The sequence below is a fragment of the Shinella sp. M27 genome (assembly GCF_049199905.1).
Classification (GTDB): domain Bacteria; phylum Pseudomonadota; class Alphaproteobacteria; order Rhizobiales; family Rhizobiaceae; genus Shinella.
The window spans coordinates 186,372-200,047 of sequence record NZ_JBLZPK010000034.1 but is presented as its reverse complement, the minus strand read 5'-3'; the positions used below and the strand labels follow the sequence as shown (position 1 = coordinate 200,047).

The window sequence follows — 13,676 nt, the reverse complement described above, 5'->3', positions numbered from 1 at the left end:
GACGGCGGCGAGGCCGACGCGCAGCACCGCATTGGCGCGCTGCGTCAGGCCGGCGCCATGATTGTTGCCGAGGATCGTCTGCACGGCCTGGCTCATGCCGAGCAGCGGGAGATAGGCGAAGGTCAGGATGCGGGTGACGATGCCGTAGGCCGTGACCAGGGTTTCGTATGCGCTACCTGCCGAGATTTGCAGGGCGGCGATGACCGCGGCGGAGACGAGCGCAAGACCGATGAAGCCGAGGCTTTGCGCCGCGCCGAGCGCCAGGATGTCTCGTGTCTGTTCGGACAGGCGGGATGGTTTGCCCATGATATCCGTAAGGCGCAGGTTCGTTTTCCCGACAGTTCTGAACACCACCAGAAAGCCGAGCGCCAACAGTTGCGCCAGCACGGTCCCGAGCGCGGAGCCGGTGACGCTGAGATCGAGCCCCACGATCAGGATATAGTTGAAGGCGAGGTTGGCGAGCGAGACGAAGAGGCTCGCCAGCGCCATCAGCCCGACGCGCCCTTCGCAGCGAAGCGCATCAACATTGACCGCCAGCAGCAGTTGGAACGGGGAGAAGAACACGACGATCGCGATATAGCGATAGGCCAAGGTTTCGAGCACCGGCGCGCCATTGCCGATGGCGGCGATGAGGGCGGGACCAACGGCAAGGAAGGCCAGGATGAAAGCTGCACCGAGGGCCAGCGCCAGCCAGTGGGCGGCAGAGAAGACGGTGCGGGCCGCCGGCAGATCGCCTGCGCCGAGACGGCGGGCCAGCAGGCTCGCCATGCCGCTGCCGACGAGGGTGGCGAGAGCCACCAGCAGCATGAAGATGGGAAAGACCGCCGTGACGGCGGCGACGGCCTCCGGCCCGGCATAGAGGCCGAGCATCACGGCATCCATGACAGTCAGAAGCCCGTTCATGCTCATGACGAAGACGATGGGGGCTGCCGTCCTGGCGAAAAGCGCGCCGAGCGGCGCGGTCAGAAATAGGTTGGAATGGTCTTGCGACATCCCGCTCTCCTCATATGCATTCCGATAAGAGGGAGGGGCTCGCATTACCTGCCGCACGAAATGCTTCGAGGGTCGGGGTCGTCGAAGATCAGATTTCACCGGGACTTACGTCTGCGAGCGGCAGGTATCTGAAACCTTGGAATGCTCGTTACCGGTGCGGCGCGATGGCGTCAAGCCGTGGGCGTGAAGGCCCGGCGCGGTGGCCGGGCCTTGCTGTCCTATTCCGCGGCCTGCGGCAGCGGGCAGATGCCGCTGGCGCAATCCTCGCCGGCCAGCGATCGTTGGCCGAGCGCGATGGTGAGCGCGGCACTGAGGCCGGCTGCGACGGAGACCCAAAAGCCGTTGTGCGGGCCAAAGGTATCGACGGCCCAGCCGGCGACGAAGGCACCGAGCGCCATGCCGATCCCGATGCCGGTCGTGACCCAGGTGACGCCTTCCGTCAGCATGGCCTCGGGCACGCGGCGTTCGACGATGCCGAAGGCGGTGATGAAGGTGGGTGAGATGGCGATGCCGCTGACGAAGACGGCGATGGCCAGCAGCGGCACCGTGCCGGCGAAGGGCAGCGGCAGTGCCGTGAGCGCCAGAATGGTGACGGCGATCATCAGCTGCTTCTGCAAGGCCAGCTTCGGGTTCAGCGCGCCGAGCACGAGGCCGACAACGAAGGAACCGATGGCATAGACGCCGATGACGAGGCTTGCGGCATTCGGCTGGCCGAGATCCTTGGTGATGGCGACCGCGCTGACTTCAGCCGTCGCGAAGGTTGCGCCGACGAAGACGAGGGCAAGCGTGATAATCTGGATCGGGCGCAGGCGAATAGCCGACTTCTGCGGCGCGCTGCCGGCGACGTGGCGAACAGCGGGTTCTGTGCTCCGCTGGAGCACGAAGGCGAGGGTGCCGAGCGCCAGGAAGGCGGTGCTGATCAGCATGCCGGCTTCCGGGAAGAGCGCGACGGCGAGGCCGACCGAGAGCGAAGCGCCGGCAATATAGACCAGCTCGTCGGCCGCCGATTCGAAGGCAAAGGCGGTGTTGAGCTCCGGGCGGTCGCGGAAGAGTTCGGTCCAGCGGGCGCGCAGCATGGCGGGCATGCTGGGCATGGCGGCGGCAAGCAGCGCGGAGGCAAACAGCGTCCAGACCGGCCAGCCCTGGTTTGCGGCGGCAATCAGCGTGAGGAAGGCGATGACGGAGACGATGGTCGTCGGCATCAGCACCGCCGACTGGCCGTAGCGGTCGACGGCGCGGGAGATTTGCGGGGCGATGAGGGCGTTGGTCAGCGCATAGGTCGCCGAAACGGCGCCGGCGAGCCAGTATTCACCATGGGTCTGCGACAGCATGGCGACGATGCCGATCGGTGCCATGGCGATGGGAAGGCGGGCGAGAAAGCCGGCGGCGGAGAACCCCTTGGTTCCCGGCACGCTGAAAATTTCCTTGTACGGGTTGGACATGGCCTGCTCCTGTAAACGGGCGGTTCCACCACTTACATACGTGGCGTATATCCAGGAAATAGTTGCATACGTGACGTATGTCAAATAAAATACGCGACGTATGTGAATAGGAGACGCCATGCGCAAGCCGCGCGAGGAAATGATTGCCGAAACAAGGGCAAAGCTGATTGCCGCCGGCCGCAAGGCCTTTGGCACCGTCGGCTATGCCGATGCGTCCATGGATGATTTTACGGCAAGCGCAGGGCTGACGCGCGGCGCGCTCTACCATCATTTCGGCGACAAGAAGGGGTTGCTTCAAGCCGTGATGCGCGAAATCGACGCGGAGATGACGGTGCGGCTCAACCGTATTTCGGCGGCTGCGCCGAACCGCTGGCAGGGCTTTGTCGATGAATGCGTCGCCTATATCGAGATGGCGTTGGAGCCGGAAATCCAGCGCATCATGTTCCGCGATGGGCCGGCGGTGCTGGGCGACGTCTCGCAATGGCCGACCAGCCGCGGCTGTATCGCGGCACTCAGTCGCAGCATTGACCATCTGAAGGCGGAGGGGACGATGGCCGAGATCGATACGGAAGCCGCCGCCCGGCTGATCAATGGCGCCAGCAGCCATGCGGCGTTGTGGATCGCCAATTCGGACGATCCGGAGGACACTTCGAAACGCGCCGTGCGCGGCTTCCGTACTGTGCTGGATGGCTTGCGCGCGAAAGCCTGAGGCGAGTCACGAGCCCGCCGGAGCTTCCTTCAGTTCCGACGCATTGGTGCCGATCGTCATCGTGTTGCCGCGCCAGTCGATGGTGCCGCCGATCCAGGCGCGCAGCCAGATGGCCGGCATCATGATATCGCGCGCCATCATCGCCGGCACGGACCAGCGCGAGAGATGCCAGCCCTTGAACCGTGCAAGGGCGAGTTCCGGCAGGTAGACGCCGGCCAGCACCATCAGGACGGTGGGCAGGAGCGTCAGGTCGCCCAGCGCGACGGCGACGAGTGCGAGCAGCAATGGCGGCAGCACGCCCAGAAGAATTTCCGGCGCGAAGAAGCTCGGGAAGGTGACGCGGCGCAGGCGCGACCAACGGGCCTGGCGTGACCAGATCTCCTGCTCGGTGCGGCGGCCGAGCGGTTGCTCGAACGGAGCGGATACCAGGTGGACCTTCAGGCCAAGCCGGTTCACCAGCTTGGTGGAGGCGGCATCCTCGGCGATTTCGGCATTGAGCGCATGGATGCTGCCGTTCGCATCGAGCATCGGCTTGTACCAGAGCATGCTCTTGCCCTGTGCAAAGCCGAGCCCGACGGCCTCGCCGGCATATTGCCAGCGCGCCTGCTGGGTGTTGAGGAACATGCATTCCACCTCCGCCCAGAAACCCACCGGCCGTGAGCCGAGCGGCGTGGAGCAGACGAGGCCAGAATCGCTGCGCCAGCTGCCCATGAGATGCTGGATGTAGTCCGCGGGCATCAGCACGTTGGAATCGGCAAGGATCACCCAGTGGTGCCGGGCGGCCTGCCAGCCTTTCACGCAATTGTTCAGCTTCGGGTTGGCGCTGATCCGGTCATCGCCGACGAGGATGCGCATTTCGATCTCGGGATGGGCGGCGGCGGTCTTTTCGATGAGCGGGATGATCGGATCGTTGCCGTGGGCGACGCAGAACAGCAATTCGTAGCGCGGCCAGGAGAGGCGGAAGGCGCGCTCCAGCGTTTCGCCGGTAAAATTCTCGATGCCGCGAACGGGGATGACGATGGAGACCGGCGGCTTCTTGCGCAAATCCGGCGGCGGTGCGCCCGTGGCATCCAGCCGCCTGCCGGCGATGAGGATGCTCGCGAGATTGGTCGCGACAAGAGCGCCCGAGGCAAGGGCGAAGGCCTGAGCCATGTCCATTCACGCAGTCTCCGAAAGGCGCCACGCTTTCAGGCGGCGGCCGGGGTGCATTCACGCGCGAAGGAACACCATTGTCACATGACAGGGGAATGACGGGCATAGTTCATCCCCTTCGCAACGCGGCGAAGGGGATGAAAGGAAAGCGCTTTACGACAGGTATTCCGCCGTCGTCGTAACCTTGCCGTAGCCGAATTCCAGCGCCGACATGATGGTGGCGTGGACCTGGGCGGCCGGCACGACCGAATCGCCGAAAGCTTTGTCGCGCGTAGCACAGGCATCGTGCACCACCGTCAGATCATAACCGAGATCGGCAGCGGCGCGGGCGGTGGCGTCGATGCAGACGTCGCTCATGGCGCCCACGACGACGACCTCCTCGATGCCGCCGGCCTTCAGCGTGTCCTGAAGAACGGTGTCGCGGAAGGAGTTGGGGTAGTTCTTGATGACGACGGTATCGCCGGCTTCCGGCTTCACGGCGGCGATCGGATTGATGCCATCGGTGTTGGGCGCAAAGAGCGGAGAATCGGCTTCCAGCGAGACGTGATGGACATGGACGATCTTGTCGCCGCGGCTGCGGGCCGCCGAGACGACGCGGGCGGCATTGTCAGCGGCGGCGTCGATACCTTCCAGTGCGAAGCTGCCGGTGGCGAGATAATCCTTCTGGAGGTCGACGATGATGACGGCGCGTTTGCTCATGAGAAATCCTTCCTCGGTTGATGTCATGGACATTCTTCCTCCATCCTGCCATCTCTCGCCATTGGCGATACCGACATAATCAAGGGTGAAAGTGACATGGTCTCCTCGGCCGAAATCGGACTGGTGATCTATCCCGGCGCGCAGATGGCGGCGGTGCTTGGCATGACCGACCTCTTCAATTCGGCGACCCATATGGCGCAGGCGAAATGCGGGGCGGGTGCCAAGATCCGGGTCAGCCACTGGCGGCTGGAGGACGGAAAGCCGGTACGGACCGATGCCAGCGCCGCGCCCGATGCGGCGGAGCGGCCGGCGGTGCTGGTGCTGCCGCCGGCCCTTGGCGACCCGATCCTGCGCGAGGAGGCGGCGCCCTTTGCGGCCTGGCTGCGCGAATGCCATGCCTCCGGCATCCAGCTCGCCTCGATCTGCGCCGGTGCCTTCCTGCTCGGAGAGACGGGGCTGCTCGCCGGCCGCACCATCACCACCAATTGGGTGATCGCCGAAACTTTCGAGATGCGTTTTCCCGACGTGACCGTCGATACGGACCGTTTGCTCAGCGAGGACGGCGATATCGTCACGGCCGGCGGCGTGATGGCCTGGGTCGATCTCGGACTGAAGCTGATCGACCGTTTTCTCGGGCCGACGATCATGCTGGAGGTCGCCCGGCAGTTCGTCGTCGATCCGCCCGGTCGCGAGCAGCGCTATTACAGCACCTTCTCGCCGCGTCTGCTGCATGGCGATGCGGCGATCCTCAGGGTGCAGCATTTCCTTCAGGCGAACGAGGCGCGGGAAACCGCGATCGATGTGCTGGCCGCGCAGGCGGGGCTGGAGGAACGGACGTTTCTGCGGCGCTTCCGCAAGGCGACGGGGCTGACGACCTCGGATTATTGCCAGCGGCTGCGTGTCGCCAAGGCGCAGGAGCTGTTGCAGTTCACCATCCGCTCGGTGGACAGCGTCGCCGTCGATGTCGGCTACAACGACCCCGGCGCGTTCCGGAAGGTTTTTGGCCGCATCGTCGGGCTGACGCCGGGCGATTATCGCAAGCGCTTTCGTTCTTAGCTTTCCGGACGCGTGCGGTTGCGTACCACGGTGACGGTGCAGGGCGCATGCGCCGCGACCTCGCCGGAGACGCTGCCGAGCATCGAGCGCATGGCTGATTCGGCGCGCGCACCCATCACGATATGGTCGACATAGTTTTCGCGGGCATAGGCGAGAATGGCATCGGCCGGCGAGACGGCCTCCAACACGTGGAACGTGATACCGCCGCCGGGTGTCGGCAGGCCCGTCGACCAGGTGCGCAGTTCCACCAGCCGCATGACATGCTTGTTGCGGCCTTCCTCGTCGAGCGAGGTGTCGAGCGCGATGCGGTTGATCTTCAGCACGTTGAGGCAGGCGATGCGGGCATCCGGCGTGTTCTCGATGATGCGTGCGACCGTCCTACGCTTTGCTTCGTCCAATTCCGGCGTGCTACCCGAAAGGTTGATCGCCACCGCAACGATCGGCGCATTGGCAAGCTGCGTTTCCGCCGTCTGCGGCTTCACCGTCTCGATCGGCACCGGATTGAAGCGGCGGCGCAGCACGGTGCCGAAGGTGTCGCGCTTCATTTTCTCCGCCCGCGCGGTGAGCTTGACCGCGGACATGTCCTGCAGATCGAGCGCGAGCTGTGCCGCACTCGGATAACGCCAGGCGGGGTTTACCTCCAGGCAGCGCAGGATGATTTCCTGTAGCGCCAGCGGGATCGCACCATTGCGGGCGCGCGGCGGCAAGGGATCGCGCCAGAGCCGGCGTTTCAGGCCCTTCAACCGCTGCGGATCGCCGAACGGGCGCGCGCTGGTCGCGAAGAAATAGAGCATGACGCCGAGCGCGAAGAGGTCGCTGCGGAAATCGCTGCGCGTGCCGAGCACCTGTTCAGGCGCCATATAGGGCGCGGTGCCATAGGGCAGGCGGAACTGCTCGTCCATCAGGTCCGGCAGATGGATGTGGCGGGCAAGGCCATAGTCGATCAGCACCGCCTCGCCGCTCTCGCGGAACATCACGTTGGAGGGTTTGAGATCGAGATGCACGACATTCTGCCGGTGCAGCGAATCGAGCGCGACCGCGACCTTGGCGCCGATGGCGGCGACCTCGTCGGGCGGCAGCGGCAGGCGCTCGAGCAGCGGATAGAGCGAGGTGCCGGGCAGGCGCTCCATGACGATATAGGGCAGGGTGGCAAAATCGCCGTTGGCGACGAAGCGCGGCACGTGCGGGCCGCTGAGGCGCGGCAGGATCATCTGCTCCATCTCGAAGCCGACGATGGCGGCGGGATCGTCGCCTTCGCCGATGACCGGCACCTTCATAAGGATAGGGCAGTCGATATCCGGCCGGGAAACCTGCCAGATCCGCGCCATGCCGCCATTGTGCGCGATGTCCTCGATGACGAAGCCATCGATCTCATCGCCGGGTTTCAGCCGTCCCTTTACCATCAGCGCCCCTCGAACAGCCGCTCGGCGAGCGAGACGGGCAGGCCGGCAGCCCGAATTTTATTCGCGGCGGCCGCAATATCATAGGCGGCGCGCAGGAAACGCAGGTCGGCGCTCTCGGTGTCGTACAGCGCGAAGGCGGCGCAGGGATTGCCGTCGCGCGGCTGGCCGACAGCACCCATCACGGCAAGCCAGCGGCGCTGCGGCAGGAGCGGCACGGGTGTCGCCGCCACGGGACGGAAATGCGTGACCTTGCCGCCGGGTGCCGTGCAGTAGAGCGCCGGCTTGTGCACATGGCCGCAGAAGCTGACGCGTGCCTCGCAGGCGCCGAGATGCTCGCCGGCATCGCTGGCGTCGAGCACATAGTTCCAGTCGGAGGGCGCGCTGGCATCGGCATGCACGAAGAGGCAATCGCCCTCGCGCGCCTTCAAGGGCAGGGCGGCGAGGAAGGCACGGGCAGCGCCGCCAAGCTGCCGGCGCGTCCATTCGAGCGCCATCGTCGCCGTCGGGTTCATCGTGACGGAGGCATTGCCGATGGCGTCGTCATGGTTGCCGCGCAGGACGATCGCGCCTGATTCCGCCAGGGATCTTGCTGTCTCGACACACCATTCGGGATCGGCGCCATAGCCGACGATGTCGCCGAGCACGACGAAGCGCTCCGCACCCGCCGCCTGCGCCGCCGCCAGTACGGCTTCGAAAGCTTCGCGATTGCCGTGGATATCGGAGAGAATGGCGAGCAGCATGACCGTCCGGATCGTTGCGGTGCCGGAGCATAGCGTGCCTTGCCGCATGCTGCCATTCAACGGAAGGGGAATATCACGCCCCCGAATCGCGCTCCGTCACGATTTTTCGAAGGCGAAAAGATCCGCATCGGCATCGTTGTGGCCGGCAATGTCGGCAGAGACGATCTCGGCGGCGATCTGGCTGAAGGTGATGCCGTTGCCGCCGAAGCCCATGACGGCGAAGACATTGGGGAGTTTCGGAACGCGCCCGATCAGCGGCAGGCCGGTGCGGGTAATGCCGAAGGGCGCTGCCCAGACATGATCCGGTTCCGGCAGCGTGACGCCCAGCAAAGCTTCCGCCTTGCGGCGGATGATCTTTGCCTTCTGCTTCAGCTTCGTCCGCGAGCCGTAGGCGTCTTCGCTGTCCTCGTCTTCGCCACCGGCAATCAGTCGGCCGTCGCGGGAGCGGCGGAGATAGAGATAGGGATCGGCGCCTTCCCAGACGATGCAGTCCTTTAGCCACGCCGGCAGTTCTATACCGGGCGGCGTGGCGAGTGCCCAGGTGGAGACGATGGCGTGGTTCTCGTTCGCGACGGTTTCCAGAAATTCGTAGCCGGAGCAGAAGACGGCGTGCCCGGCGGAGAGAATCCTCCCGTCCGACGTCGCGAGAAAGACCTCGTCGGTCGTCGCGCGCACATCGGTGATTTCGAGCGGGCTGACCACTTCGACGCCGCGCGTCATCGCCGCGCGCAAAATACCCGCCGCCATCTGGGCGGGATTGGCGGAGGCGGAGATATCGCTGAGGATGGCGCCGGTGCGATCTATGGCGAAACGCTCGGCCAGCGCCGTGGCATCGAGGAAATCGGCCTCTATACCGGCGGTTTGGCGGTTTTCGACCTCCTTGCGCAGCGCCCGCTGCCCATAGGCGTCGCCCGTCAGGAAGAGGGTCTTCTTGCGTTCGAAACCGCAGGACAGGTCAAGATCGGCAACGATCCGCGTAAGCTGCTCGACGGCGCGCGCGGATCGCCGCCAGGCGCGCCGGGCGTTCGGCACACCGATCATTTCCGTAAGCTTGTGCAGGGGGATATCGATCTCGTGCTGGATCATGGCGGTGCTGGCAAGCGTACTGCCGTGCGCGGGCTTGCGCCTGTCCACGACCAGCACGCGACGCTTTCCGTCTGCCAGCGCATGGGCCATCAGCGCGCCGGAAATGCCGGCACCGACGATGATCACGTCATACTCGCGGGCGGCGGGCGTTTGATGCAGGCGGACGGCGAGGCGCGGTGTGTCTGCCCATAAAGGGCGGGATTCGTGCAGGGCGCGCTGGCGGGTGAGGTCTGAGGAGGAAGAGATGGCGGGACTCCGGATGAGACGTTCCGCAGAAATGGCCGGCAACCGGAAAAGTTCCTCCCGTTCCTTATGGGCGCCTTGCATGCTTGCATTGCAGGCGCAAAGCATGCAAAGCACGGGGCGCCTGAAACACGACCGGATTTTTCGCCATGACCGTGAGTTCGAGAACGCCCCGCCCGATCGATCATCTGGTGCTGCCGGTGTCCGATCTCGGTGTTGCCCGTGACCGGCTGACGGCACTCGGCTTCACCGTCGCCAAGGACGCCCGCCATCCCTTCGGCACGGAAAACTGTTGCGTCTTTCTTTCCGACGGCAGCTATCTGGAACCGCTCGGCATTGCCAACCGCGAGGAATGCGAGGAAGCGGCGCGCGAGGGCAATGCCTTCATCGCCCGCGACCAGGCTTTCCGTTTCCGCCGCGGCATCGAGGGTTTTTCCGGCGTCGCCATGGCAACGAAAGATGCTCTGGACGATGACCGGCGCTATGCGGCGGCCGGTCTTTCCGGCGGTTCGGTGCTGGAATTTTCCCGCGACATGCTGCTGCCCGACGGCACCTCGGCGACCGGAAGCTTCCGGCTCGCCTTTGCCGCCGACCTGCGCAGCCCCGATTTCTTCTTCTTCGCCTCGCAGCGCGTCCAGCCGCTGCCGTCCGATCGCAAGGCGCTGGAAACGCACGAGAACGGTGTGGTCGCGCTGGCCGAGGTCGTCCTGTCGGAACAGAACCCCACGGATTTTCAGTACCTTGTGCAGGAAGCGGCGGATGAACGCGAGGTCGAGGCGCTGTCCTTCGGCATGTCCGTCGACACGCCACGCGGTCGCATCACCGTTCTGAACGATGCCGGCCTGGAAGGCTTTTACGGTATTCCGCCGGTCGCCGGCGCGGATCGCGGCCTCAAGGGACGGGCGGTCGTTTTCAAGGTGGCCAGCCTGACGGCATGTCAGCATGCGCTTACCCAACGTGGTGTCATGTTACAGATACGCGACAAACGTATCGTGGTGCCGCCGGCGCCCGGTCAGGGCGTCCACTTTATCTTCGGAGAATAAGATGCAGACAAATTCGACCGTCATCGTCGGCGAAGGGCCGAAGAAGGTCACCTTCTCGCAAACCGCCCGCTTCTCGCTGATTGCCGGCCCCTGCCAGATGGAAAGCCGCGACCATGCCTATATGATGGCCGGCGCGCTCGTCGAAATGACCGACAAGCTCGGCATCGGCCTCGTTTACAAGTCGTCCTTCGACAAGGCGAACCGCACCTCGCTCTCCGGCAAGCGCGGCATCGGGCTTGAGAAGGCCTTGGAAATCTTCGCCGACCTCAAGAAGGATTTCGGCTTTCCCGTCGTGACGGACATCCATACGGAAGAGCAGTGCGCCATCGTCGCCAAGACCGTCGACATGCTGCAGATCCCGGCATTCCTGTCGCGCCAGACGGACCTCTTGGTCGCCGCCGCCAAGACCGGCCGCGTCATCAACGTCAAGAAGGGCCAGTTCCTCGCCCCCTGGGACATGAAGAACGTGCTCGCCAAGTTCACCGACAGCGGCAATCCGAATGTCATGCTCTGCGAGCGCGGCGCCTCCTTCGGCTACAACACGCTGGTCTCCGACATGCGCTCGCTGCCGATCATGGCTTCGCTCGGGGCTCCTGTGGTCTTCGATGCGACCCATTCGGTGCAGCAACCGGGCGGGCAGGGCGGTTCGTCCGGTGGCGACCGCAAATTCGTCGAGACGCTGTCTCGTGCGGCCATCGCTGTCGGCATTGCCGGTCTCTTCGTCGAGACGCATGAGGATCCGGACAACGCACCTTCCGACGGTCCCAACATGGTGTACCTGAAGGATATGCCGCGGCTTCTGGAAAAGCTGGTGGCCTTCGACGATATCGCCAAGGCGTAAGACAGTTCAAACGGATGACATGATCGCATGTCATCCGTTTTTTCTTGGGCGGCAACGCCATTGTAATTTCTGCATCGTCGATTAAAAGTGGATTTTAATCGATTAATAAACCCCGAACCAGGACGATATCCATGACTGCTATCATCGACATCATCGGCCGCGAGATTCTCGACAGCCGCGGCAACCCCACCGTCGAAGTGGACGTGCACCTCGAGGATGGCAGCTTCGGCCGCGCGGCCGTTCCGTCGGGCGCCTCGACCGGCGCGCACGAAGCCGTCGAACTGCGCGACGGTGGCAAGCGCTACCTCGGCAAGGGTGTCGAAAACGCCGTCGCCGCCGTCAACGGCGAAATCTTTGAAGCCATCGGTGGCCTTGAGGCTGAAGACCAGATCGCCGTCGACCAGACGATGATCGAACTCGACGGCACGCCGAACAAGGCTCGTCTCGGCGCAAACGCCATCCTTGGCGTGTCGCTCGCCGTCGCCAAGGCCGCCGCCGAAGCCGCCAACCTGCCGCTCTTCCGCTATGTCGGCGGCCCGAACGCCCGCGTCCTGCCGGTGCCGATGATGAACATCATCAATGGCGGCGCGCATGCCGACAACCCGATCGACTTCCAGGAATTTATGATCGTTCCCGTCGGCGCCGACAATATCCGTGACGCCGTGCGCATGGGTTCGGAAGTGTTCCACACGCTGAAGAAGCAGCTCGCCGCCGACGGCCACAACACCAACGTTGGTGACGAAGGCGGCTTCGCACCGGGCCTCGCTTCGGCGCCCGCCGCACTCGACTTCATCATGAAGTCGATCGAGAAGGCCGGCTACCGTCCGGGCGAAGACATGCATATCGCGCTCGACTGCGCCTCGACCGAATTCTTCAAGGACGGCAAATACGTTCTGGAAGGCGAAGGCCGCACGCTGGAGCCGGAAGCCATGGCCGAATACCTCGCCGAACTGGCTGCCAAGTACCCGATCTTCTCGATCGAAGACGGCATGGCCGAAGACGACTGGGACGGCTGGAAGTCGCTGACCGATAAGATCGGCAAGACGGTTCAGCTGGTCGGAGACGACCTGTTCGTCACCAACTCGGCCCGCCTGCGCGATGGCATCAAGATGGGCGTCGCCAACTCGATCCTCGTCAAGGTCAACCAGATCGGCTCGCTGTCGGAAACGCTCGACGCCGTCGAGACCGCGCACAAGGCGAGCTACACCGCCGTCATGTCGCACCGCTCGGGCGAGACCGAGGATTCGACGATCGCTGACCTCGCCGTCGCCACTAACTGCGGCCAGATCAAGACCGGCTCGCTTGCCCGCTCTGACCGTACCGCCAAGTACAACCAGCTGATCCGCATCGAGGAACTTCTCGGCGCTCAGGCCAAGTATGCCGGCCGCGGCATCCTGCGCGGCTGATCGAAAAACAGTTTTTCCAAAATGGCGAAACCCGCGTCGAGAGGCGCGGGTTTTGTTTTTTGAGAGTGACCACAGGTTAATCGGGACGCGGTATGGCCCGCCTTTTTCATGCATCGTCTACCGTGCGGCGTGGATCCTCGGGTCAAGCCCTGACATGACGGAGGGGAGGGAGCGCCTCCCCCAGCCATCAATGCAATGGCCTGCGGCAAGGCTCGGGAATACCTTTTCGTTACACTTTCTCACCCTCTGCCGCTTGCTCTCTCCGGCCTCCTCCTCTCCCACGTCATGTCAGGGCTTGACCCGAGGATCCACATCGCACCCGCATCGTTTGGAGCGTGAGAGGCGGCCATGCCGGAGTGTTTTGTCACTCTGCCACACCCGCCCACCCGCTTTTTCCCGCCCCGTCCATCGTGGTCAATGATCGGTTAACCGCTTGGCGCTAATGTCTGAATCGTATTGCGTATCGGGGCACGTGCATGTGGACCAAACACCATAAGAAGCGGAAATTCGGGCGGCTGACGCTGCCGGTAATTACAGTCGCATTCCTCTCCTACTTCGGTTATCATTCCGTCCATGGCGACTTCGGTCTGCGCGGAATGGAGGATTTCGAGCGACAGAGAGTGGAACGGCAGGCGCGTCTGGACGTGCTCGTGCGGCAGCGCCAGATCCTGGAAAAAGAGGTGGCTCTGATGAGCGACGGTTCGCTCGAGCGTGACATGCTCGACGAGAAGGCGCGCTCGTACCTCAACATGTCCAGGGCTGATGAAATCGTCATTTTCCACTGAAATGCTCGATTAACCGAAATCAGGTTAATCGTAAATATGCCTTACTAATCAGTGGCTTGCCGAGAATATAAGCCATGC

The 13,676-nt window shown here is 64.0% G+C and carries 13 protein-coding genes; 6 read left to right on the top strand and 7 right to left on the bottom strand.

Going from position 1 to position 13,676, the window contains the following annotated elements; translation table 11 throughout:
* Both ACOZK4_RS14915 and ACOZK4_RS14910 read right to left on the bottom strand, forming a co-directional pair.
* A partial coding sequence (locus ACOZK4_RS14915; RefSeq protein ID WP_421592547.1) for an MATE family efflux transporter occupies nt 1-993 on the bottom strand: 993 nt, incomplete at its 3' end.
* 218 nt (nt 994-1,211) lie between these two features.
* Nucleotides 1,212-2,435, bottom strand: a complete 1,224-nt coding sequence (locus ACOZK4_RS14910) for an MFS transporter (RefSeq protein WP_421592546.1) — start codon at nt 2,433-2,435, stop codon at nt 1,212-1,214.
* Nucleotides 2,436-2,553: 118 nt separating this feature from the next.
* Here ACOZK4_RS14910 and ACOZK4_RS14905 point away from each other — a divergent pair, with 118 nt between their 5' ends.
* Nucleotides 2,554-3,144 (top strand): TetR/AcrR family transcriptional regulator, encoded by a 591-nt coding sequence (locus tag ACOZK4_RS14905; protein WP_313528656.1) that lies wholly within the window; start codon nt 2,554-2,556, stop codon nt 3,142-3,144.
* Between the two features lie 6 nt (nt 3,145-3,150).
* Here the strand turns inward: ACOZK4_RS14905 and ACOZK4_RS14900 are convergent, their stop codons facing one another.
* Together ACOZK4_RS14900 and ACOZK4_RS14895 are read right to left on the bottom strand one after the other, a co-directional pair.
* The gene (locus ACOZK4_RS14900) at nt 3,151-4,302 is read right to left on the bottom strand and encodes a ceramide glucosyltransferase (protein ID WP_421592545.1); all 1,152 of its coding nucleotides are present in this window, start codon (nt 4,300-4,302) and stop codon (nt 3,151-3,153) included.
* Nucleotides 4,303-4,449: 147 nt separating this feature from the next.
* Nucleotides 4,450-4,995 carry a cysteine hydrolase family protein gene (locus ACOZK4_RS14895; RefSeq protein WP_421592544.1) on the bottom strand — a complete coding sequence of 182 codons (546 nt, stop codon included), beginning with the start codon at nt 4,993-4,995 and terminating at the stop codon, nt 4,450-4,452.
* Between the two features lie 96 nt (nt 4,996-5,091).
* Here ACOZK4_RS14895 and ACOZK4_RS14890 point away from each other — a divergent pair, with 96 nt between their 5' ends.
* Complete coding sequence (locus ACOZK4_RS14890) at nt 5,092-6,051, top strand: GlxA family transcriptional regulator (protein ID WP_421592543.1); 960 nt, start codon at nt 5,092-5,094, stop codon at nt 6,049-6,051.
* On the opposite strand, the gene ACOZK4_RS14885 is transcribed toward ACOZK4_RS14890, so the two are convergent.
* The 3 genes from ACOZK4_RS14885 to ACOZK4_RS14875 form a co-directional block, all read right to left on the bottom strand.
* A complete protein-coding gene (locus ACOZK4_RS14885; protein WP_421592542.1) occupies nt 6,048-7,454 on the bottom strand; it encodes a protein kinase domain-containing protein in 1,407 nt (468 codons plus the stop codon). The genes ACOZK4_RS14890 and ACOZK4_RS14885 overlap by 4 nt on opposite strands.
* Nucleotides 7,454-8,194: a metallophosphoesterase family protein gene (locus ACOZK4_RS14880; protein WP_421592557.1), complete on the bottom strand. Its 741-nt coding sequence runs from the start codon at nt 8,192-8,194 to the stop codon at nt 7,454-7,456. The genes ACOZK4_RS14885 and ACOZK4_RS14880 overlap by 1 nt, the downstream gene beginning before the upstream one ends.
* Before the next feature lie 96 nt (nt 8,195-8,290).
* Nucleotides 8,291-9,526: an NAD(P)/FAD-dependent oxidoreductase gene (locus ACOZK4_RS14875; RefSeq protein WP_421592556.1), complete on the bottom strand. Its 1,236-nt coding sequence runs from the start codon at nt 9,524-9,526 to the stop codon at nt 8,291-8,293.
* Nucleotides 9,527-9,672: 146 nt separating this feature from the next.
* On the opposite strand from ACOZK4_RS14875, the gene ACOZK4_RS14870 reads away from it, so the two are divergent.
* From ACOZK4_RS14870 to ACOZK4_RS14855, 4 genes are all read left to right on the top strand, one after another.
* Entirely contained in the window at nt 9,673-10,566 is an 894-nt protein-coding gene (locus tag ACOZK4_RS14870) for a VOC family protein (protein WP_421592541.1), read from the top strand.
* A 1-nt stretch (nt 10,567) separates the two neighbouring features.
* Nucleotides 10,568-11,407: a 3-deoxy-8-phosphooctulonate synthase gene (kdsA, locus tag ACOZK4_RS14865; RefSeq protein WP_421592540.1), complete on the top strand. Its 840-nt coding sequence runs from the start codon at nt 10,568-10,570 to the stop codon at nt 11,405-11,407.
* A gap of 131 nt (nt 11,408-11,538) precedes the next feature.
* Nucleotides 11,539-12,813, top strand: a complete 1,275-nt coding sequence (gene eno / locus ACOZK4_RS14860; RefSeq protein WP_421592539.1) for a phosphopyruvate hydratase — start codon at nt 11,539-11,541, stop codon at nt 12,811-12,813.
* A gap of 476 nt (nt 12,814-13,289) precedes the next feature.
* On the top strand, nt 13,290-13,598 hold the full coding sequence (locus tag ACOZK4_RS14855; protein ID WP_257950752.1) for an FtsB family cell division protein: 309 nt from the start codon (nt 13,290-13,292) through the stop codon (nt 13,596-13,598).
* Nucleotides 13,599-13,676: the final 78 nt, after the last annotated feature.

Excerpts from the sequence above, each read along its gene's own strand:
- ACOZK4_RS14910 (WP_421592546.1), bottom strand. The coding sequence starts at position 2,435 with ATGTCCAACCCGTACAAGGAAATTTTCAGCGTGCCGGGAACCAAGGGG.
- ACOZK4_RS14905 (WP_313528656.1), top strand. The coding sequence starts at position 2,554 with ATGCGCAAGCCGCGCGAGGAAATGATTGCCGAAACAAGGGCAAAGCTG.
- ACOZK4_RS14900 (WP_421592545.1), bottom strand. The coding sequence starts at position 4,302 with ATGGACATGGCTCAGGCCTTCGCCCTTGCCTCGGGCGCTCTTGTCGCG.
- ACOZK4_RS14895 (WP_421592544.1), bottom strand. The coding sequence starts at position 4,995 with ATGAGCAAACGCGCCGTCATCATCGTCGACCTCCAGAAGGATTATCTC.
- ACOZK4_RS14890 (WP_421592543.1), top strand. The coding sequence starts at position 5,092 with ATGGTCTCCTCGGCCGAAATCGGACTGGTGATCTATCCCGGCGCGCAG.
- ACOZK4_RS14885 (WP_421592542.1), bottom strand. The coding sequence starts at position 7,454 with ATGGTAAAGGGACGGCTGAAACCCGGCGATGAGATCGATGGCTTCGTC.
- ACOZK4_RS14880 (WP_421592557.1), bottom strand. The coding sequence starts at position 8,194 with ATGCTGCTCGCCATTCTCTCCGATATCCACGGCAATCGCGAAGCTTTC.
- ACOZK4_RS14870 (WP_421592541.1), top strand. The coding sequence starts at position 9,673 with ATGACCGTGAGTTCGAGAACGCCCCGCCCGATCGATCATCTGGTGCTG.
- kdsA (WP_421592540.1), top strand. The coding sequence starts at position 10,568 with ATGCAGACAAATTCGACCGTCATCGTCGGCGAAGGGCCGAAGAAGGTC.
- eno (WP_421592539.1), top strand. The coding sequence starts at position 11,539 with ATGACTGCTATCATCGACATCATCGGCCGCGAGATTCTCGACAGCCGC.
- ACOZK4_RS14855 (WP_257950752.1), top strand. The coding sequence starts at position 13,290 with ATGTGGACCAAACACCATAAGAAGCGGAAATTCGGGCGGCTGACGCTG.